Consider the following 21,956-nt stretch of genomic DNA (forward strand, 5'->3'; position numbering starts at 1 on the left):
ACGGTCTGCTGCCAGTGCACCCACTGCACCGAGCTCTGCCCCAGGAACCTTCTGGGTCACTCCATCAATCCCCACAAGCTCATGCGCTCCCTGTCGGCCCTGGTTCAGGACCCACGGGCCCGCATGGAGGCGCTCCTCTGCTGCGAGTGCGGCATCTGCGAGAAGTTCGCCTGTCCCATGGGGATCTCTCCCCGTGAGGTGAACATGCTCATCAAAAAAGAGCTGATGAAAGAGGGGGTTCGCTGGCCCGCCACCGGGGAAGAGCCCGTGAACAACCCCATGCGCGACGTGCGCTACGTGCCCACCAAGCGGCTCATGCAGCGCCTGGATGTGCTCAAGTACGACACCCACCCCGGCATGCCCGAAGAGCGTTTCGTGCCCGAGCGTGTGGCCATCCCCCTTGCCCAGCACATCGGCGCCCCGGCGCAGTGTCTGGTTAAGGAAGGCGACCGCGTGGCCAAGGGCGACCTCATCGGTGAGATCCCCGAAGGGGCCCTCGGGGCGCGCATCCATGCCAGCATCGACGGCGTGGTCACTTCTGTTGAAGGCGGCGTGGTGAGGATTTCAAGAGGGTAGGGTGCGCCGTGCGCACCGCTAAACATCCGCAGCAAAAAAACGACACGTCACCTCCGAGCTTTCGGGGTGTGGCGAACAATGAGGTAAACGTATGAATTACAGAACCATCGGTGTTGTTGAGCTGAACAGCATCGCCCTGGGCATTGAGACCGCTGACGAAATGAGTAAGGCCGCCACCGTGGACCTGGTGATGGCTCGGCCCACCTGTCCCGGACGGTACCTGGTGATGGTGGCCGGGGATACCGGCTCCGTCAAAAGCTCCGTGGCCGCAGGCCGTGAGCTGGGAGGAGACCTTGTCATTGACTGGTTCGTGCTTCCCAGCGTCCACCCCATGGTGCTTCCCGCCCTCTCCGGGGCCACCATCGTTCCTCGCATCAACGCCCTGGGTGTGATCGAGACCTACACCGTGGCCGCCTGCATCGTGGCCGCCGACGCCGCGGCCAAGGCCGGTCAGGTGGATCTCATCGAGATCCGGTTTGCAGCGGGCCTTGCCGGCAAGTCCTTTGTCACCATGACCGGTGACGTGGGCTCGGTGAAGGCCTCCGTGGCTGCCGGTGTGGAAGGCGTGGGGGATTCCGGTCCCGTTTACAACCACGTGGTGATTCCGTCCCCCAGCGACGATTTGAAAGCCCAGCTGATGTAAGGCTGTCGGGCCGGTCTCTTCCCTGAACCGGTCCGCATCACGGGGGGACGCATACGCCTCCCCCCGTGAACCTGAGCCCCGATGCCCGCGTTGGCATCGGGGCTCAGGTTCACGGAAATACCAAGACTCTGAAAGACCACGAATGCTGAATCTGATGTGCATGCGCCGTATTAGGCGGACGCGTGCCTGCTGTAATATTCAATCGTATAAGGAGTTCGACGTATGATGTTTAAAAAAGGAATGGCATGGATGGTGGGGACACTGTTCGTGTGCGGTTCACTGCTCACCGGTTGCGGCGTAAAGGCCGATGTGAAAACGGCCCCTGCAAAGCCTGTGGTTACCCTTGACGAAGGCCACTGGAACCCTGCGGTCAAGGCAAAATTGGAAACCCTCATCGCAGAAGGGGCCTTCCAGGGCAAAAAAGCGGTTTTTGATTTTGACAACACCACCATCTGCCGGGACATCGGCGAGGCCACCTTCGCTGCCATGGTTGAGGCCGGACAGCTCACCCTTGATGGCATTTCCCGGGATATCACGCCCTCCTTTGTTCTGGGAGACAAGACCGTCGCCCTTGATACCGTGGGCAGCCTTCCCGAGTTCTACGAAGATTTCCTCTCCGCCACCAAGCACCAGAAAGGCGAGAAGACCCCGTACGCCAACAGCTACGCCTGGGTGGTCCAGATCCTTGCGGGGATGACCCCCGATCAGATCCTCCCCTACAGCGAGAAAGCCTTCGGCAACAACGTGGCCATGCAGGATTCCGGTGCAGCCGATCTCAAAGAGACCAAGATCAACGGCTATCGCATGCCCTTTTTCTACCCTGAAATGGTGGACCTTTACGGGACCCTGTTGAAAAACGGGTACGAGGTCTACGTCTGCTCCGCCTCCAACATCTGGACCGTTCGCTGGATGGTCCGGGAAAACCTCAACAAGCTCCTTGAAGCAAAGTACGGCAAAGGCATCGCCATTGCCCCGGATCACGTCATCGGCGTCAACGTGCTTCTTAAAGACAAGCGCGACGGCAAGCTGTACAAAGACCAGCTCCTGGTACGGAACAACGCAAAATACGCCGCCCTGGATCGCGCCGAGCTCTCCAACTACGAGCTGACCACCCAGGTCGTCTATCCCATCACCGGGTACTTCGGCAAGGTGGCCAACATCATCAAGTACGTCACCAAAGAACGTCCCTACCTCATCGGGGGCGACAGCTCCAACGACCTGCCCATGCTGGATCGCGCCGAGAACCGTCTCTGGATCACCCGCCTTGAAAAAATGGGGTACCAGAAGGGACTTGTGGAGCAGATGGGCGATTCCCTGCCCGGCAACTGGATGATTCAGCCCGTGCTGTACAAAAAATCCCCCGGGTTTGTCTCCACCCGTGCGGAGCTCGACACACGCCTCGCGCCCAAGCCTTCGGCCCTTGAAAAGACCGGCAAGGTAGCGGGTTTCCTTGAAGAAAACGGCGCGCTTAAGGCGTTTTAGCAGGCGCTTAAAAAAAGAAAAACGCATGGGCCGGGGCTCAACCCGGCTCATGCGCTTTGGGAACGTGCCGAAGGTCAGCGGTCACAGGCAGGACCTTCGGCATTACCAAGGACCTTAGCATAAAAGGACTTGTTGGAAAACACCCGGTGTAACCGGAAAGGGCACGTCAACGGGGATGGGCCTGTCAATCAGTTAAGGAGGAGTGCACGTGAATTTACGAAGCCAGATCGGTGACAAGGTGTTCGCGTTTTCATCGGTCCGTGATGTGCTGGCAAAAGCCAACAACGAGAAATCCGGCGACGCCCTGGCCGGAATCGCGGCCGAGTCGGCCACCGAGCGCGTGGCCGCCAAGCTTTGCCTGGCCAACCTTCAGCTCAAGGATATCTATGAAAACCCGGTTATCCCCTACGAGGCGGACGAGGTGACCCGGACCATCTACGACGGGCTCAACACCACCATCTATGAAAAGGTGAAGAACTGGACCGTGGCCGAGCTGCGGGAGACCATTCTCAAAACCCGCCGCCAGGGGGACCTGCTCAACATCAGCCGGGGCCTCACAAGCGAGATGATCGCCGCCGCCGCCAAACTCATGTCCACCATGGACCTGGTCTACGCCGCCAAAAAGATCAAAGTCTCTGCCCACTGCAACACCACCATCGGCCTTCCCGGTACCGTCTCCTACCGAAACCAGCCCAACCACCCCACGGACAGCATCGAAGGGATCCTCTCCTCCCTGAAAGAGGGCCTCTCCTTCGGTTGCGGCGATGCCTGTTTCGGCGTCAACCCCGTGGAGGACAATGTCGAAAACGTCAAGCGCGTCATGGGTGCCATCACCGATTTCAGGGACGCCTACGACGTCCCCACCCAGTGCGTGGTCCTTGCCCACGTCACCACCCAGATGCAGGCCCTTGAACAAAAGGTGCCCGTGGACCTCATGTTCCAGAGCATCGCGGGGTCCCAGACCGCCAACGAAGCCTTCGGCATCACCGTTGCCATGCTGGACGAAGCCCGGGACATGACCCTTCACCTCGGTACCTCCACCGGTCCCAACGTCATGTATTTTGAAACAGGGCAGGGGGCTGAAATCTCCCTGGACTGCCACCACGGAGTGGATGTCATGACCCTGGAGGCCCGCTGCTACGGCATGGCCAGACGATACAACCCCTTCATGCTCAACAACGTCTCCGGATTCATCGGGCCCGAGACCATCTACACCGGCAAAGAGGTGATCCGTGCGGACCTGGAAGACCTCTTCATGGGCAAGATGCACGGCATCCCCATGGGCATTGCCCCCTGTTACACCAACCACATGAAAGCGGACCAGGACGATCAGGAGATCGGTACCATGCTGTGCGCCATGGCCGGTTCCAACTTCTTCATGGGCGTCTCCGGCGGGGACGACTGCATGCTCAACTACCAGGACACCAGCTACCATGATGACGCGGCCACGCGCGAGATCCTGGGCCTGAGACCGGCCCCCGAGTTTGAATCATGGCTGGAGCGCCGGGGCATCATGGAAGAGGGTTGCCTCACCGAGGCCGCAGGCGATCCGTCCATTTTCGATAAATAAGGAGAGCAGGACCCATGAACGAAAAAGCACTGATCGAAAGCATTCTCAAAAAGCTGGTGGACGAGGGCGCCCTTGCCACATCCCAGGCCCCTGCCGCCGACGGATTTTCGGGCCATGACGAAGCGCCCGTCACCCTGCCTCCCCTTGACGAGGTGAAGGTGGACAATCCCCATAACATGGCCGCCCTTGAAGCCATGCGACAAACCACGCCGGCCCGTATCCTCATGGGACGGTGCGGCGCGCGCCAGAAGACCCACTCCTTTCTCCACTTCCAGGCCGACCATGCCGCTGCCGTGGACGCCGTCTTTCTGGATGTCTCCGATGCATGCCTTGCGGACAACGGCCTGTTCGGCGTGCAGACTGTTGTCAGGGACAAAGACGAGTTTCTCATGAAGCCCGAGCTTGGCAAAAGGTTGAGCGACGAGGCCAGACAGACCATCCTCGATCGCTGTGAAAAGGGGTGCCGGGTCCAGGTCATCGTGGTGGATGGGTTGAGCTCTGCAGCCATCGAAGCCAACATTGCCGACACGGTTCCCGCCCTTCTCCAGGGGCTCAAGGCCGAAGGCATCTCTGCGGGGACGCCCTTTTTTATCAAGTACGGCCGCGTTGGGGTCATGGACGAGGTGGGGGCTCTGCTGGACTGCGACATCGTTGTGGAGCTCATCGGGGAGCGTCCCGGGCTGATCACCGCCGAGTCCATGAGTGCCTACATGGTCTACAAGCCCGGTGAGAAAACCGTGGAAGCCGATCGGACCATTGTCTCCAATATCCACAGGGGGGGCACCCCCCCTGCAGAGGCCGGCGCCCACATGGCATCGGTTGTCAAGCAGATGCTTGCCCAAAAAGCCAGCGGTGTGGCCCTGTCCGAAGCCATGAAAAACTAAGGCTGTCGGTTTGCGAATGCTTCGGGGTCGCTCGTAAAAAATGGGCATAGCCCCGAATGGTAAGGGCCCAGATACAAAATAAAGGTACAAAGAATGCCCCTGCACTTTACCCCGAGGGACGAGGGGCAAAGCGCAGCGGCAAACCGCTTTCAAGGTGGCTCACCTTGACGCCGGAGGCATCACTTTTGTATGTTCTGTTTTTGTCCCGGCTCTAACTGAATGCCCCACGGTTGAAACCGAGAAGCGAGGTTTCAGCCGTGGGGCAATCGAAACGGTTTTTGCGGCGCTTAAAAAAAGCGATCCGCCGGAGGCAGCAGTTCTCTTTATGTCCGAGAGCCCCAAAGTAGCGTCTTTGTATGCGGCCCACCTGAGCGGCGCGGATGTGTCCGATGCCGCCGAGGTGGTGACCAGCGTCGGCATCGACATCGGCACCACCACCACCCAGTGCGTCATCAGCCGCCTGACGGTGAAGAACACGGCCCCCGGCACCCTGGTGCCCCGCATGGAGATCACCGACAAAGAGGTGGTCTACCGAAGCGCCATCCATTTCACCCCCATTACCGACAGGAACCTGGTGGATACGGAGCAGGTGTTTCGGCTGGTGGAAGAGGAGTTTTCCCGGGCCGGGGTGTCGCCTTCGGCCATTGACACCGGGGCGGTGATCATCACCGGTGAGACAGCCAAAAAGGAGAACGCCCGACGGATTTCCGGCCAACTGGCCGGGTACGCCGGGGATTTTGTGGTGGCCACGGCAGGGGGAAACCTGGAGTCGGTCATCGCAGGGCGCGGCTCCGGTGCCTCGGATTACTCCCGCACCCGATTCAAGACCGTGGCCAACATCGACATCGGCGGTGGCACGGCCAACATCGGAATTTACCGGAACGGAAAAGCCATCGACAGCTGCTGCATCAATGTGGGCGGTCGGTTGATGCGGGTGGACGCCACGGAAAAACGGATTCTCCAGGTCACTGAGCCCATGGCAAAAGTTTTGGACGACCTGGGGCTCTGCGCAAGGCCCGGTGGTCCGGCAGATCCCATGACCATCGAGATCATCTGCCGCCGCATGGCCGAGGTGGTGGCAGCCGCCCTTAAAGACCCGCGGCCCAAAGGGCTGGATGCGGCCCTTCTCATGACCGATGCGTTGCGGCTCGATTACGAGGTGGACTGTGTGATGATTTCAGGGGGCGTGGCGGATTCCGCCTACACCTCTTCCCCGTGCGACACCCTTGCCGAGATTGCCCGGTACGGGGACATCGGTCCCATGCTCGGCCGTCAGGTGCGCCGGGTGTTTGATGCCGCAGGGGTCGAGTTGATTCGGCCCGTGGAGACCATCCGGGCCACGGTGATCGGGGCCGGTGCCCGAACCGTGGACGTGAGCGGAAGCACCATTGTGGCGGATGACAGCTGCCTGCCCTTGAAGAACGTCCCGGTGGTGATTCCTTTTGCCGATGGGATCCCGGAGCGGGCGGAAGAGATCGCCGAGGCGGTTCGGCAAAGCGTCACCCATCATTATGAAGGCGAGGCCCCGGAACAGATAGCCGTGGGAATACAGGGGCGGACATACCTCAGCTATCCCACGGTGCAGTTGCTTGCAAAGGGGATTCTGGGCGGCTTGGCACAGGCAGTACGTGCCGGGTTGCCTGTTATCGTTGTGCTGGAACAGGACAGCGGAAAAGTGCTTGGTCAGAGCCTCAGGGCCATGAACCCGTCCGTTCAGGTGATCTGTGTGGATCAACTGGAGGTGGGGGAGGGGGATTACATCGACATCGGTCGTTCCCTTGCCGGGGGCACGGTGGTGCCCGCGGTGATAAAGACCCTGGTGTTTGAAACGCGTCAGGCATAGCAATGTGGTTTGAGTATATTAAAGGAGAATAATGATGTTTGGCAAAATGGGTCTGCGCGGCAAAATGCTGCTGAGTATTTGTGGGGTGGTTCTACTTTCCTACTCTGTGAGTATTTCCTACATTACGTACAATGCCTCGAAGATGGCCCGCACCGAGGCGGAGGAGAAAACCCTTGAGATCGCCTCCAACCACGGCCAGATGATAAAATCGGAACTGGACCGGGCCATGGACGTGGTTCGAACCGTGGCCCACGCCCTTGAGGGCATCAAAATGGGAGAGACCGCCCCGGATCGGGACCAGATCAATGCCATGCTCAAGAACATGCTCCGCCAGAACCCCGACTTCATTGCCATCGACACCTGCTGGGAGCCCAACGCCCTGGATGGACGGGACGCTGAGTTCATCGGCGTGGCGGGCCATGACGACACGGGCCGGTTCGTACCCTACTGGAACCGCGGCACCGGGTCCATTGAGGTGGAACCCCTGGTGAATTTCGACACCGAGGCCTGGTACCAGGATCCCAAAAAAACAGGGAAAGAGATCATCACCGAACCCTATGTCTATCCGGTGGGCGGCAAAGATGTCCTTATGGCCACGGTGGTGGCCCCCATCATGGTGGACGGCAGGTTTTTAGGGATCGTGGCTGTGGACATCGCCCTGGATACCTTCGGTAAGATGATGGAAAAGGTGAAACCCTTTGGCACGGGATACGGATACCTCGTCTCTTCCGGGGGATACACCGTGGCGCACCCCGTCAAAGAGATGGTGGGGAAAAACGTGGAGGAGATCATCACCGGCAAGGACCAGGCCCCGTTTCTGCGTGCTTTGAAAAATGGAGAGATCTATGCCCTGGAGCGTGAGGCGGTCAAAGGCGGACAGGCAACCTTTCAGGTGCTGGCCCCCATCACCGTGGGAAAGACCGATACCCCCTGGGCCATCGGAATTGTTATCCCCTTTGACAAGGTGATGGAAGGGGCTGTCCATCTCAGGAACACGAGCATCGTCATCGGCCTGACCGGTTTCCTCTTGCTGGTGGCCGTGGTGTGGTTCATCGCCATTGTCCTTGTCGTCAAACCCATCAACGGTGTGGTGCATGGCCTTCGCGATATCGCCGAAGGCGAAGGCGATCTCACCCTTCGCCTGCCCGTTAACACCCAGGACGAAATCGGGCAGCTCTCCTCCTGGTTCAATAACTTTATAGAAAAACTCCAGCGCATCGTGGGGGACCTGGCCGGTCAGGCCGGTGCCATGGAAGGAGCGTCAGGGGCATTATTGACCGTGGCAGGAGATCTTTCTACCCGGGCTGACAACACATCCGAGCGGGCCACCTCCGTGTCCAGTGCCGCCGAGGAGATGACCACCAACATCAACGGAGTGGCCGCCTCCATGGAGCAGACCTCCTCCAACAGCGACATGGTGGCCACCGCCGCCGAGGAGATGACCGCCACCATCGGCGAAGTGGCGAAACAATCCGAGACGGCGCGAAGCATCTCGGAGAAAGCCGTGCGACAAGCCGGCGACGCGTCGACGAAAATGGCTCGCCTGGGTGAGGCCGCCTCGGCCATCGGCAGCGTCACCGAAGCCATCAGCGAAATCTCCGAACAGACCAACTTGCTTGCGTTGAACGCCACCATCGAGGCGGCCAGGGCAGGGGAGGCCGGCAAAGGGTTTGCCGTGGTGGCCGGGGAGATCAAGGCCCTGGCCAACCAGACCGCCGACGCCACCCGGGATATCAAGGCGCGGGTGGACGGCATCCAGAACATCACCGGGGAGAGCGTGGCAGACATTGAGCAGGTCACCCACGTGATCTCCGAGGTCAACGATATCGTGGGCACCATCGCCACCGCCGTGGAAGAGCAGTCCGTTGCCACGCGGGAGATTGCCGCCAACATCTCCCAGGCGTCCCAGGGCATCCAGGAGGTCAACGGCATGGTGGCCCAGAGTTCCGTGGTCATTACCGAGATCACCCAGGAGATCACCGAGGTGAACACCAACGCCACCGATATCTCAGAGAGCAGCAGCCAGGTTCACGGAAGCGCCGAAGAGCTCTCTTCCATGGCCCTGACCCTGAAACAGGTGGTGGCGACCTTCAAGATCTGAAGGCCCGGCCCAAACCGTTAAGACACAATGCCACGAAAAATGCCGCAGTGATTTAACCCGGGGGATAAGGGTTAAAGCGCTGCGGCATTTCGCTTTCATCGTTTTGGCGGTTCTTTTTTTGAAGCGAGTTTTCTGGACTCGGGGTTTCCCGTTAATTTCGTGAGACGTTGATCATGACCTCTGTCACGAATTTGGAACTCTTTCTCGTGGTCCAGTAATCCGTCACATACCGTTCGTATGATTTTTTCCCCAGCACGTACCGGTGCCTTCGGGCCCATGTGCAGATTTTTTCATAGGTCTCGTTGATGGTTTTATGGGACCCTATGTGGTAACAGGTGATCATCATCTGCCCTCCGAAGGTCATTTTCTCGTGCTCCTTGCACTCCCTCAACGTCTTCTGCATGATCCGCACAGGTTGGTGCTTGTTCTGGAGCCTGTCTTCAAATGATGAAAAATTGATCAGCACCGGACCGGTGATTTCGTTGTTTACCTTCTCCACGTAGTTGGTGAACTCGATGTTGATGATGGATGCCTCGATGTTGTTGGTGAAAATCTGATCGTGAAACAGATAGTCCGAGGCCTCCACATATTTGACGGCGACTTCCTGGATGTTGTTGTCGATGACCATCTCGGCTTCAAGGATCAGGTCATGCCAGTCCTTGACAGACTCGTACTGCCTTCGGATCTCCTCCTGGGCCTTTTTCAGCTCATCGATCTTTGCATTGAAGGAGCGTTTGATGGATGTATATATCCTGCCGCGTGCGTCCACGGTTCCTTCGATGAAATCTTTCATTTCATCGAGTTTGAAGCCCATCTGCTTGTAATACTTGATAACGGGTACGGCCAATAAGGATTCGTTGGAATAGTATCGGTAGTTGTTGTTGCAGGATCTTTCGGATTTGATGAGTCCGATTTTGTCATAGTGCCGAAGTGCCTTTTTGGACACATTGCAGATCTGGCTGACCTCGCCTATGGAATATCTGTCTTTGTAATTCATGAACGATCCTTTTGGCTGGGTAACGCAACGTTCAGGGTTGTTGCGAATCATGTACCTGGATCCTTAGGTGGGCCGACACAGTTCTGCGAAACGTCAGGGCCGAATCAGCGATGCCATCGTCGCGTTTTCACCGTGATCGTCATGTGGTTCAACCCGTGGGGGCCAGATTCAGGATTCGATAAATCTCTACTAAAAAATATGCCGGCCAGGGGCTATAAGAAAAGTTCGTCGCGTGCCGGTAATCTGTATGCATTAGTTGTTTGATTGCTTAAAACATGTAGTTCACAAAAATCGGAAATGGTCAACAAAAAACAGATTCCCCCATCAGGCAGCCTGTGGTTGCGGCCTTTCTTCAGGCGAACATTGTCCCTGTGGCAGTTGTCAGGGCATTGATCGGACACACCGAAGACGGATGCCTGTGGAATGAATAAACCGAACGTATATACATGTTTGTGGTGATAACGTATGATTAATTTGTAATATCATTGTGCGTTTTAATTTTTTTATAAAATAATATGTGAACTATTTTATGCATTACAGAACAATGATCTCTGTGTGGCAAAGTTTACATTTTTACGTAAACACCAACCTGGAATGTATGGTAAAGATAAAGAAAATCAGGAAATTTACTACCCTTTAAGGTGGGGTAATGTATATGCCTTTTAGACGAATAGCCCCTTCCGGATTCCAGGTTATGATTTCTATTTTTTTGATCGGATATGTTCCTCGGCTGGAAAAATTGCATTGACATTCCCCTTAGGGGCAAAGTGTATAGTCCTCCCCAAATCCAAAATCTGTAACGGTTAAGCACCTACGGTAGTGTTGCGAAATCGTGAACTGGGGTTTTTTTAAAAAATTCTGTTTAAGGGTTAATCTGGGAGGGAAATTTATTCATGTTTGAAGTATCAGGTTCAGATAACTTGGTCGCAATGGCAGCGAAAAAAAAGCTTGCTGCCGACTTTAAGAGAAAAGGCATTCTCATCGCTTTGTTCTCTGGTCTTTGTTATGGTTTTTACACCGCTTTTATGACATTGGGGATGTCAAAGGGCGTGTGGGCAGACTGGTACGGCGCCAACACAACGGGGCTGTCAGCTTTTGCCATTACGTTTTTGCTCGGTGCCCTCGGGGCAGCAACCACCGATACCTGCAGCGCCGCCTGGGCCTTGCTGATTGCCGGGGTGAGAGGCAAGATCGGCGATTTTTTTCGATGCCTTAAGACCAAGCCCGGCCTTGTCATGGTTGTGGGCGCCCTCATCGGCGGCCCCCTTGCCAGTACCGCGTATGTTATCGGCCTTCAGAAGGCAGGGTCCATTGTTGTGCCCATCAGCGCCTTGTGCCCCGCCATCGGTGCCATCCTGGCCAGGGTGTGGTTCAAGCAGGAGCTTAACGCACGCATGATGCTCGGTATTGCCATCTGTTTTGGTGCCAGCTTTATGATTGCCTACCCGACCCTCGGCGGCGACGCCCCCGAAGGCATGTTCATGGGGGTCTGCTTTGGTTTTCTTGCCGCCCTTGGCTGGGGTTTTGAAGGGTGTGTCTGCGGTTACGGCACCTCCATGATCGACTCTGAAGTAGGCATTACCATCCGTCAGGTGACCTCCGGTCTTTCCAACCTTATCATCCTGGTGCCTGTGTTCGGTATGATGTCCGGCGACGTGAACACCTTCGGCCTTGTGGCCCAGTCCTTCACCGACGGTTCTTCCATTGTCTGGTTTATTTGCGCAGGTCTCGCTGCTTACGGCGCCTTCATGTTCTGGTACAAAGGGAACAGCATGTGCGGTGCGGCTCTCGGAATGTCCTGCAACGGAACCTTCTCCTTCTGGGGACCCTTCTGCTGCTGGATCGTCCTCGGCATCACCTTCGGCCTTGAAGGCTGGTCCATTCCGCCCATTGCCTGGGCTGCTGCGGTCGTGATGGTTATCGGTATCTTTACCATCGCACTGAACCCCCTGGATCTGTTTGCCAAAAAGGAGGACAACTAATATGAAGCCACTTAACTACGCTGTTTTAAAATACTTTACCACTGTCGATGAGGCGTGTGCCGATGATGTCATGGCCGCTTTGAAGGGTGAGTACAGCCACTTTAAAGCGTTTAACAAGACCGATTTGATCTCCGCGATCATGACGGCCGAGGCCAACGGCCTCCTCGAAGAGACCCGCTACGACATGGATGCCAACAACGAACTGAGGGTCTACTATCGCGCCCATCAGGAAGGCGCGGACACCATCAACCATTACATCACGGATTGATGCTGCTCTGTCGGGCCCCCTAACGGCCCGATGATGTAAGCGGTTTTTGTTCAGCCGGTCCGAAAGGGCCCTGCTCCCCACACCATGGGGGCAGGGCCCTTTTTGCGTTTAGGGCCCACGCTTTCGTGGTCGCCACCACCGGAGAGCACCACGAAGAGGCCTCCATGGTGTTCAAAGCGCGAAGGGTGCCCGTCTGTCATACCATTCCGGCACGGCACACCCTTTGCCCGTCTCGCAGGGTTTTATCCGTATTCACCTCCGAGCAGCTTTTTAGATGTGGATAAACTTAGTTTACGAAAAATACGATGTATTTTTATCTGGTTTGGGGATGGAGCACCGCTTTGATTTTAGTTAAAAAACAGTAGGTTGGTGGGCTTGCTTGGGGTTTGTTCGAACTGGCCGGACCAATTTGCGTTTTGAACTAAAAAACCATTGACTTTCCCCTATGGGGGAAGGGTTAAGGTACTGCCAGCATAGGGCTGAATCGTTAAAATTAAGGACCAATCAGGGAAGGGATTTTAATGCGTTATTACGGAGAAGAGGCGTTAGGACTCATCGAAACCACGGGCATGGTTCCGGCTATCTACGGCGCCGATCAAATGCTCAAGGCCGCCAATGTGGAACTGATCTCATACGAGAACATCGGCTCCACCCTTGTGACCATTTTTGTTAAGGGCGACGTGGCCGCTGTGAAAGCATCCGTGGAAGCCGGTGCGGCAGCGGCAAAAGAGATCGGGCCACTGACGGCGCACAACGTCATGCCGCGTCCCATCAGCGCTGTCGGGGATATCGTCTCTGTCCATGACGTGGATTCCCAGATCGAATCCGCAGAAGACCTTCCCCGGTCAAGGGCCCTCGGCATGGTGGAAACCTTTGGCATTGTGTTTGCGCTTGAGGCGGCAGACGCCATGGTCAAGGCCGCCGATGTCGATCTGCTCGGCTATGAAAACACCGCATCGGGTTACATCTCCATTCTGGTTTCCGGGGATGTGGGTGCCGTCAAGGCCGCTGTTGAAGCCGGCGAATCTGCCGTCAAGGAGATGGGGGTCGATCCCCACAGCTCCTGCGTGATCCCCACGCCTCACCCCGCACTGGCCAAGATCACCAGCCAGTATGCCCTCGACAAGCTGCTGCCCTGATTTTTTATCGGGGAATCGGCAGAGGGGAACGTACGAAAGACGATAATGAAGCAAAGGAGATGGGAGAGACAACATGACAATCATCGACAATGATTTACTCTCCATCCAGGAAGCACGAATTCTTGCAGAGAATGCCTTTCAGGCACAGAAGCGGTTGGCCACCTTTTCCCAGGAAAAGCTGGACGAAATCGTCGAGTGCGTGGCGGACGCCGCCCAGGCGCAGGCAGACGCATTTGCCGTGTTGTCCCATGAAGAAACAGACTACGGCTCATGGCAGGACAAAGCCGTCAAGAACAGATTTGTGTGCGGGTACGCCCGCAGGCACTTAAAGGACATGCGCTGTGTTGGCGTAATCAGCGAAGACCCTGCAAACCGCATGATGGACATCGGGGTTCCCGTGGGCGTCGTCGTGGCGTTGAGTCCAGCCACCAGTCCGGTCTCAACAACCATTTACACAGCACTCATTGCCATCAAATCCGGCAACGCCGTTATCTTTTCGCCCCACCCCAGGGCGCGGAAAACCATCGGCAAGCTCCTTGACATTCTTATTGAGGTTGCAGAGGCAAAGGGCCTGCCCGAAGGCTGCCTGACCTACCTGGGAACGGTGACACCTGCCGGAACCCGGGAGCTGATGATGCATAAGGGCACGTCCCTTATCATGAATACCGGGGTGCCCGGCATGCTCAAGGCGGCTTACAAGGCCGGCAAGCCGGTGATCTACGGTGGCACGGGAAACGGTCCTGCTTTTATTGAGCGCACCGCCGACATTCCCCAGGCGGTTGCCGACATCATTGCCAGCAAGACCTTTGACAACGGCATCGTGCCCTCTGCCGAGCAGTCCATTGTCGTGGACAGCTGCATCGCACAGGGCGTGAAGCGCGAGCTGGTGGCAAACGGGGCCTACTTCATGAGCGAAGAAGAGTCCCAGGTCTTTGCGGCGCTTTTTTTCTGCCCCAACGGAAAACTCAACCCCGGGATGGTCGGGGTCTCCGCCAGAACCCTGGCCTTACGGGCAGGGTTTGATGTACCGGACAATGTCACCGTCCTGATTGCAGAACGAAAATACGTCTCCGACACCGACCCTTACGCCAAGGAGATGCTGTGTCCTGTCCTGGCGTACTACGTGGAAGACGACTGGATGCATGCCTGTGAAAAATGCATCGAGCTGTTGGTCACCGAAAGAAACGGGCACACCCTCGTCATTCATTCAAACGATGAAGACGTCATCTGCCAGTTTGCACTGAAAAAGCCCGTTGGCCGGTTGCTGGTGAACACACCCGCGACATTCGGCGGCCTGGGGGCGACAACAAACCTGGTTCCCTCCATGACCCTGGGCAGCGGGTCGGCGGGGGTCGGGATCACGTCAGACAACGTGTCGCCCCTGAACCTGATCTACACCCGCAAAGTGGGCTACGGGGTCAGGCGCATGGATGAGACCTGTACAGATATCCCTCAAGATGAGCACCCCTCCCCGGGCACCGTTGCACAAGGGGCAGAGGACAATTTAGTGAATATGCAGACCTTCCAGCGGCTACTGGATGAGGCCATCAAAACCATTGGTGGCTCCAAATAGATGCGATTGGAAGAGGATCAGTTATAAGGGAGGTATACTTTGGATCTTCGTGAATTTTCAAGTAAGCTTGCAGAAGCTACTAAGAATCTGACCCCTGAAGAGCGTGCGTCGCTGAAAAAGATGTTTGAAGGCATCTCTTCGGAAATTACCAACACAGTTCCTGCCGGCCAGGCCGGTGCGGCACCCCATGGCGCCGGGATTCCCGACGGGCCCACAGAACGCCACGTACGCCTTAAGGAAAAATTCCTCACGCACGTTCCCACCATCACCACCCACCGTGCGCGTGCCATCACCAAAATTGCCAAGGAAAACCCCGGGCTTCCCAAGGCAATTCTCCGCGGCAAGTGCTTCAAGCACTGCTGCGAGACCGCCCCTCTGGTGATCCAGGACGATGAGCTCATCGTCGGGTCTCCCTGCGGCGCTCCCCGTGCGGGCGCCTTCTCCCCGGATATCGCCTGGCGCTGGGTCAAGGATGAAATCGACACGATTGCCACCCGTGCCCAGGACCCCTTCTTCATCTCCGATGAAGACAAGAAGATCATGCGTGATGAGATTTTCCCCTTCTGGGAAGGCCAGTCCGTGGACGAGTATTGCGAGCAGCAGTACCGCGAAGCGGGCATGTGGGAGATTTCCGGTGAGTCCTATGTCACCGACTGCTCCTACCACGCCGTCAACGGCGGGGGGGACTCCAACCCCGGCTACGACGTGATCCTGATGAAAAAGGGCATGCTCGACATCGTCAAGGAATCCCAGGAGAAACTTGACGAGCTCGACTACCTGAACCCCGATGACATGGACAAGATCTACTTCTACAAGTCCCTCATCGACACCGCCGAAGGCGTGATGATCTACGCCAAGCGTCTCTCCGATTATGCATGCGAGCTGGCAGCCAAGGAGACGAACCCCCAGCGCAAGGCCGAGCTTGAGAAGATCTCTGCGGTCAACGCCCGCGTCCCCGCCCACAAGCCCGAGACCTACTGGGAAGCCCTTCAGGCTGTCTGGACCGTTGAGTCCCTTCTCGTTGTGGAAGAGAACCAGACCGGTATGTCCATCGGCCGAGTGGACCAGTACATGTACCCCTTCTACAAGGCGGACATTGAAGCCGGTCGCATGACCGATTACCAGGCCTTCGACCTCTCCGGTTGTATGCTCGTGAAGTGCTCCGAGATGATGTGGCTCACCAGCGAAGACGCCTCCAAGTTCTTTGCCGGCTACCAGCCCTTCGTCAACATGTGTGTGGGTGGTGTGACCCGTGACGGCCTCGACGCCACCAACGACCTCACCTACCTCCTCATGGACGCTGTTCGACACGTCAAGGTGTACCAGCCTTCACTGGCCACCCGTGTTCACAACCAGTCTCCCCAGAAGTACCTGAAGAAGATCATTGACGTCATCCGTGCCGGCATGGGCTTTCCCGCCATTCACTTTGACGACGCCCACATCAAGATGATGCTGGCCAAGGGTTGCTCCATCGAAGACTCCCGTGACTATTGCCTCATGGGTTGTGTTGAGCCCCAGAAGTCCGGCCGTCTTTACCAGTGGACCTCCACCGCTTACACCCAGTGGCCCATCTGTATCGAGATGGTGCTCAACCACGGTGTGCCCCTCTGGTATGAGAAGCAGGTTTGCCCGGACTACGGCCCACTCGAGCAGTACAAGACCTATGAGCAGTTCGATGCCGCCGTCAAGGAGATGATCAAGCACGTCACCAAATGGACCAGCGTGGGTACCGTTATCTCCCAGCGCATCCACCGTGAGCTGGCTCCCAAGCCCCTCATGTCCATGATGTACGAAGGTTGCATGGAGTCCGGCAAGGACGTTTCCGCCGGCGGTGCCATGTACAACTTCGGCCCCGGTGCTGTTTGGAGTGGCCTTGCCACCCATGCCGACTCCATGGCTGCCATCAAGAAGCTGGTCTTCGATGACAAGAAGTACACCCTGGCCCAGCTTAACGAAGCCCTGAAGGCTGAGTTCAAGGGATACGACCAGGTGAAGGCGGATTGCCTTGCAGCTCCCAAGTACGGTAACGATGATGATTATGTTGACCTTATCGTCAACGACCTCATCAACTACACCGAGCGTGAGCACCGCAAGTGCAAGACTCTCTACTCTGTACTGAGCCACGGCACCCTCTCCATCTCCAATAACACCCCCTTCGGTCAGCTCCTTGGCGCGTCTGCCAACGGACGTGATGCGTGGATGCCCCTCTCCGACGGTATCAGCCCCACCCAGGGCGCCGACTGCAAAGGTCCCACAGCGATCATCAAGTCTGTATCCAAGATGCCCACCGACAGCATGAACATCGGCATGGTTCATAACTTCAAGCTGATGAGCGGCCTGTTGGACACGCCCGAAGGTGAAGCAGGCATCATCACCCTGATCCGTACGGCAAGCATGATGGGCAACGGTGAGATGCAGTTCAACTACCTTAACAACGAGACGATGCTCGATGCTCAGAAGCACCCTGAAAAGTACCGTGACCTGGTTGTCCGCGTCGCCGGTTACAGCGCCTTCTTTGTCGAGCTTTGCAAGGACGTTCAGGACGAGATCATCAGCCGGACCATGCTGACTGAAATTTAGTCAGGCATGATCTGATGTTGCAGTACCAGGTATAGAATAAGTAGGGATTTGAGCACTATGAGCAGCGCAGGGGGCACCATGATTGAACGAAAAGCACGGATTTTCAACATACAGAAATACAACATGTATGATGGCCCGGGTGTCAGAACCCTGGTGTTTTTCAAGGGGTGCCCGTTGCGGTGCAAGTGGTGTTCGAATCCCGAAAGTCAAAAGCGTCAGTACCAGGTGATGTACAAGCCGAGCCAGTGTGTGAACTGCGGGAACTGCGTCTCCGTGTGCCCTGTCGGGGTCCACAGGATGTCCCCCGACACCGGCTTGCATGAGTTTGTCACCGGCAGTGTCTGCATCGGGTGCCGCAGATGTGAAAATGCGTGCACCCCTTCGGCCTTGTCCGTTGTGGGTGAGATGAAAACCATTTCGGAACTTCTGGACGTCATCGAAGAGGACCGCTCCTTTTACGAGATGTCCGGCGGGGGCGTGACCTTAGGGGGCGGTGAGGCGCTGATGCAACCGGAAGCCGCGGCCAACGTGCTGATGGTGTGCAAGCAGCGGGGCATCAACACCGCCATTGAAACATGCGGGTACGCAAAGCCCGTCGAGGTGATGAAGGTCGCTGAATTTACCGATCTGTTCCTCTTTGACATCAAGCACATGAATTCAGACCGTCATTATGAGCTGACAGGGGCTCGCAACGAGTTGATTTTGAAGAACCTGAGAAACCTGCTCCAGAACAGATTCAATGTGAAGGTCAGGTTGCCCCTGTTAAAGGGCGTCAACGACAGTGAGAAGGAAATTTCCGCCCTCATTGAATTTTTGACCCCCTACCGCGATTACAAGAATTTCAAAGGGATCGATCTGTTGCCCTACCACAAAATGGGGGTCAACAAATACAACCAGTTGGGCTGGGACTACCCCATCGACGGGGATCCGAGTTTGAGTGACGAGGACCTGGACCGACTTGAAACGTGGATTAAGAACTCAGATTTTCCGGTGACCGTGGTGAGGCATTAAGCACGGCCCGATGCATGCATATTTTACAGGGGTTGGTAACAGGAACATGCGCAAATACATGAAAGGGTTGAAAAACACATGAAAAAATTGATTTGTGCGGATGATATCGAAAAGCTGGTGAAGCAGGGGGAAAACACCCTTTGCGTCGAACCGGGGATGATCGTGACCCCGGCGGCAAAAGACGCCGCAAAAGCAGCCAAGCTGACGTTGTGCGAAGGGAAAACCGAGGCCGAGTGCATTGCCTGCAAGGCCGAGGCCCCTGCGTGCACCCCCGAAGGCGGGTGCGACACACCGGCAGGTGAGGGTGAGATCAGCAGTGACACCATCTATGTGGCACTCAAATCCATGATGAACAAGGGCCTGTTGAAAGGCATCATCACCGATGATGCCCCGGCTGAGCCCTACAGCGCGGAGACCGGCGGCGGCGTCAAGCTCGTTCGCGGCAAATCCGTCACCATGGATGTCCTTGACACCGGAACACCTGAGGCCAAGGCCAGCTTCCGCGAGGTTGTCGGCGACGACGACGGGGCCCATGTGGGTGCCGGATTCCTTGAGATCGATGCCTCCCGCTTCGAGTGGGTCATGGAAGGGTACGAAGAGATCGACTATGTCATCGAAGGGACCCTGACCGTGAGCATCGACAATCGGACCTTCACCGCCAAGGCCGGGGATGTGTTCTTTGTCCCCTCCGGCGCCAAGGTCGTGTGGGGCTCTCCCGACAAGGCCAGGGTCTTTTTTGCCACCTATGTCGTAGAGTAGAGGGGGGTAAGGCATGAAAGCACTTGGCGTTATGAAAACAAACGGCATGGCATTGGGGATCATCGAGACCGTCGGTCTTGTCCCCGCCATAGAGGCCGGTGACGTGGCGGTGAAGACCGCCGAGGTCACCATCCTCGGTTCCCAGGCCGTGGGAGGCGGCCTTGTCTCCATCCTGATGACCGGTGACGTATCGGCTGTCAAGGCATCGGTGGATGCCGGCAGTACAGCGGCCGCGCGCCTCGGAGAGGTTTGTTCCATTACCGTGATTGCCCGCACCGCAGAAGGCCTGGACGGCATTCTCATCGAAGAGGGCAAGCGGCCCAAGTGTGTCCCCGAGCGCAAGGCCCAAAGGGCCGACGAGCCGGAGATCATCCTTGAACCCGAGGTTGAACCGGAGCCGGAACCCGAAAGGGCACCGGAGCCTGTGGCACTGCCCGATGCGGCGGCAACCGACCTCACCGACAGTCCCAGCCCTGAAGATGAGGGCGGAGTCGGGGATGCCCTGACCTTTGACATGGCAGACCTGAAAAAACTGAAAGTAACCAAACTGCGGCGCCTCGCCCGGCAGATCCCCACCTTTTCCATCCCGAGGGGTGAGATCAAGTATGCCAAGAAGAAAGATCTTCTTGAGGCGTTTATTCAATACATGAAGACATTAGAGACCTAAGAAGAGAGGACGTAAGATGGTAGATAAGGATTTGCTCTCAATCCAGGAGACCCGAGCCCTGGTTCGTGCGGCACGCGCAGCCCAGCCTGTTCTTGAACAGGCCGGACAGGAACGCGTGGACGCCCTTGTGGAGGCCATTGCCAAAGTGGGCGCTGAGATGGCCGAAGAGCTGGGCAAGATGGCCAGCGAGGAGACCGGTTTCGGCAAGTGGCAGGACAAGAAGCAGAAGAACATCCTTGCCTCTGAGAAACTGGTCAGCTACTACCGCGGCACCAAGACCGTGGGGATCATCAACGAGGACACCGAGAAGAAGATCGTTGAAATCGCTGCCCCCATGGGCGTGATTGCGGGCCTGATTCCCTCCACCAACCCCACGAGCACCACGCTTTACAAGGCCATCATCTCCCTTAAGAGCGCCAACGGCATCGTGTTCTCTCCCCACCCCACGGCGGTGAAGTGCATCACGGCCACCGTCAACATGATCCGCGGCGTCCTCAAGGCCATGGATCTCCCCGAGGACCTCGTGGGCGTCATCAGCGTTCCCACCCTCCAGGGCACCGATGAGCTGATGAAGATCTCCGACATGATCCTGGCCACCGGCGGCAACGCCATGGTCAAGGCGGCTTACAGCTCCGGCACCCCCGCCCTGGGCGTGGGCTCCGGCAACGTGCCTGCCTTCATCGAGCGCAGCGCCGATGTGGATGTGGCGGTCCGGAAGATTTTTGCTTCCAAGACCTTTGACAACGGCACCGTGTGCGCCTCCGAGCAGGCCATCGTTACCGAAGCCTGCATCGCAGACAAGGTCAAGGCCAGCGTCATCGCCCAGGGCGGCTACTTCCTGGAAGGGGAGAAGCTGGCCAAGGTCAAGCGCGTCATGGAACGCCCCAACGGCTCCATGAACCCCGCCGTTGTAGGCCGCTGTGCAGCCGACATTGCAAAGGTCGCCGGCATTGATGTGCCCGCCGGCACCACCATGCTGCTCTGTGACGAGCCCGGCGTGGGCCCCAAATTCCCCTTCTCCAAGGAGAAGCTCACGGCCCTGCTCGGTTTCTACGTGGTCAACGACTGGCAGGAAGCCTGCGAGCTCTGCTACAAGCTCCTGATGAACGGCGGCCTGGGTCATTCCATGGGCATCCACTCCACCAACGAGACCGTGATCCGAGAGTTTGCCCTTAAAAAGCCCGTCTCCCGTTTCCTGGTGAACACCCCCACCACCCAGGGCGCCGTGGGCATCTCCACCAACATGGCACCTTCCTTCACCCTCGGGTGTGGGACCGTGGGCGGCAGCGCCACCTCCGAGAACGTGGGTCCCCAGCAGCTCTTCAACATCCGTCGCATGGCCTACGGCCTGGACGATGCGGCTGCAACCACCTGTAAGCCTTCCACCGAGAACGTGGATGTGCAGGCGGTGACCAACATGATCATGGAACAGCTCAAGAAGATGAGCGGCACGGTTTAAGACTTACCAAGGGAGGCCGCCGGGTTCGGGGGTCTCTTATACATACGATGTTGCACCCTGACCCGTCTCGAATAGTGAAAGGGCGGGTCAAGGCGACGACTATTTACAGACACGTTTTTTTTAGGAGAAAAGAATCATGAGTTCACAGAATGCACTTGGAATGATCGAAACCCGAGGTCTTGTAGGCGCAGTAGAAGCAGCAGATGCCATGGTAAAGGCAGCCAACGTGACCCTCATCGGCCGCAGCCAGGTGGGTGCGGGTCTTGTGACTGTGATGGTTCGAGGTGACGTGGGCGCCGTCAAGGCCGCCACCGACGCCGGTGCCGCAGCCGCCGACCGTGTGGGTGAGCTCGTCAGCGTCCACGTGATTCCCCGTCCCCACGGCGAAGTGGAGCTGATTCTCCCCAAGATTGAAGGATAAT

Annotated in this window: 18 protein-coding genes; 17 read left to right on the forward strand and 1 reads right to left on the reverse strand. The window is 57.2% G+C overall.

The features are described from left to right. The 7 genes from BLQ12_RS25805 to BLQ12_RS25835 form a co-directional block, all read left to right on the forward strand. Positions 1 to 576: 4Fe-4S dicluster domain-containing protein (locus tag BLQ12_RS25805; RefSeq protein ID WP_175470074.1), on the forward strand; the 576-nt coding region annotated here is incomplete at its 5' end. A 91-nt stretch (positions 577 to 667) separates the two neighbouring features. Continuing rightward, positions 668 to 1,219, forward strand: coding sequence for a BMC domain-containing protein (locus tag BLQ12_RS25810; protein ID WP_092215709.1), 552 nt, complete (start codon positions 668 to 670; stop codon positions 1,217 to 1,219). Positions 1,220 to 1,441: 222 nt separating this feature from the next. Continuing rightward, on the forward strand, positions 1,442 to 2,701 hold the full coding sequence (locus BLQ12_RS25815) for an HAD family hydrolase (protein WP_092215711.1): 1,260 nt from the start codon (positions 1,442 to 1,444) through the stop codon (positions 2,699 to 2,701). 208 nt (positions 2,702 to 2,909) lie between these two features. After that, on the forward strand, positions 2,910 to 4,271 hold the full coding sequence (locus BLQ12_RS25820; protein ID WP_092215714.1) for an ethanolamine ammonia-lyase subunit EutB: 1,362 nt from the start codon (positions 2,910 to 2,912) through the stop codon (positions 4,269 to 4,271). A gap of 14 nt (positions 4,272 to 4,285) precedes the next feature. Then, positions 4,286 to 5,155 (forward strand): ethanolamine ammonia-lyase subunit EutC, encoded by an 870-nt coding sequence (eutC, locus tag BLQ12_RS25825; RefSeq protein ID WP_092215716.1) that lies wholly within the window; start codon positions 4,286 to 4,288, stop codon positions 5,153 to 5,155. Between the two features lie 325 nt (positions 5,156 to 5,480). Continuing rightward, entirely contained in the window at positions 5,481 to 6,998 is a 1,518-nt protein-coding gene (locus BLQ12_RS25830; RefSeq protein WP_092215718.1) for an ethanolamine ammonia-lyase reactivating factor EutA, read from the forward strand. A 31-nt stretch (positions 6,999 to 7,029) separates the two neighbouring features. Continuing rightward, entirely contained in the window at positions 7,030 to 9,099 is a 2,070-nt protein-coding gene (locus BLQ12_RS25835) for a methyl-accepting chemotaxis protein (protein WP_092215720.1), read from the forward strand. Between the two features lie 151 nt (positions 9,100 to 9,250). Here the strand turns inward: BLQ12_RS25835 and BLQ12_RS25840 are convergent, their stop codons facing one another. Continuing rightward, positions 9,251 to 10,096 carry a choline utilization transcriptional activator gene (locus BLQ12_RS25840; protein WP_092215722.1) on the reverse strand — a complete coding sequence of 282 codons (846 nt, stop codon included), beginning with the start codon at positions 10,094 to 10,096 and terminating at the stop codon, positions 9,251 to 9,253. Positions 10,097 to 11,133: 1,037 nt separating this feature from the next. On the opposite strand from BLQ12_RS25840, the gene BLQ12_RS25845 reads away from it, so the two are divergent. The 10 genes from BLQ12_RS25845 to eutM all read left to right on the forward strand — a co-directional run bounded on the left by BLQ12_RS25845 (position 11,134) and on the right by eutM (position 21,955). Next, the gene (locus BLQ12_RS25845) at positions 11,134 to 12,078 is read left to right on the forward strand and encodes a DMT family transporter (RefSeq protein ID WP_254782118.1); all 945 of its coding nucleotides are present in this window, start codon (positions 11,134 to 11,136) and stop codon (positions 12,076 to 12,078) included. Between the two features lies 1 nt (position 12,079). Further along, positions 12,080 to 12,346, forward strand: coding sequence for a hypothetical protein (locus BLQ12_RS25850; RefSeq protein WP_092215726.1), 267 nt, complete (start codon positions 12,080 to 12,082; stop codon positions 12,344 to 12,346). Between the two features lie 521 nt (positions 12,347 to 12,867). After that, positions 12,868 to 13,485, forward strand: a complete 618-nt coding sequence (locus tag BLQ12_RS28510; RefSeq protein ID WP_092215728.1) for a BMC domain-containing protein — start codon at positions 12,868 to 12,870, stop codon at positions 13,483 to 13,485. Positions 13,486 to 13,558: 73 nt separating this feature from the next. Beyond that, the gene (locus BLQ12_RS25860; protein ID WP_092215730.1) at positions 13,559 to 15,058 is read left to right on the forward strand and encodes an aldehyde dehydrogenase family protein; all 1,500 of its coding nucleotides are present in this window, start codon (positions 13,559 to 13,561) and stop codon (positions 15,056 to 15,058) included. Between the two features lie 39 nt (positions 15,059 to 15,097). Further along, a complete protein-coding gene (gene cutC / locus BLQ12_RS25865; RefSeq protein ID WP_092215732.1) occupies positions 15,098 to 17,638 on the forward strand; it encodes a choline trimethylamine-lyase in 2,541 nt (846 codons plus the stop codon). 78 nt (positions 17,639 to 17,716) lie between these two features. Beyond that, entirely contained in the window at positions 17,717 to 18,649 is a 933-nt protein-coding gene (gene cutD, locus BLQ12_RS25870; protein ID WP_217640411.1) for a choline TMA-lyase-activating enzyme, read from the forward strand. A 78-nt stretch (positions 18,650 to 18,727) separates the two neighbouring features. Next, entirely contained in the window at positions 18,728 to 19,408 is a 681-nt protein-coding gene (locus BLQ12_RS25875; protein WP_092215736.1) for a cupin domain-containing protein, read from the forward strand. Between the two features lie 13 nt (positions 19,409 to 19,421). Then, positions 19,422 to 20,075 carry a BMC domain-containing protein gene (locus BLQ12_RS28515; protein ID WP_092215737.1) on the forward strand — a complete coding sequence of 218 codons (654 nt, stop codon included), beginning with the start codon at positions 19,422 to 19,424 and terminating at the stop codon, positions 20,073 to 20,075. 16 nt (positions 20,076 to 20,091) lie between these two features. Further along, positions 20,092 to 21,534 (forward strand): acetaldehyde dehydrogenase (acetylating), encoded by a 1,443-nt coding sequence (locus tag BLQ12_RS25885; RefSeq protein WP_092215739.1) that lies wholly within the window; start codon positions 20,092 to 20,094, stop codon positions 21,532 to 21,534. A 136-nt stretch (positions 21,535 to 21,670) separates the two neighbouring features. Beyond that, a complete protein-coding gene (eutM, locus tag BLQ12_RS25890) occupies positions 21,671 to 21,955 on the forward strand; it encodes an ethanolamine utilization microcompartment protein EutM (protein WP_092215742.1) in 285 nt (94 codons plus the stop codon). Position 21,956 lies beyond the last annotated feature (1 nt).

Source organism: Desulfoluna spongiiphila, from assembly GCF_900101345.1.
In the GTDB taxonomy this organism is placed as follows: Bacteria; Desulfobacterota; Desulfobacteria; order Desulfobacterales; family Desulfolunaceae; genus Desulfoluna; species Desulfoluna spongiiphila.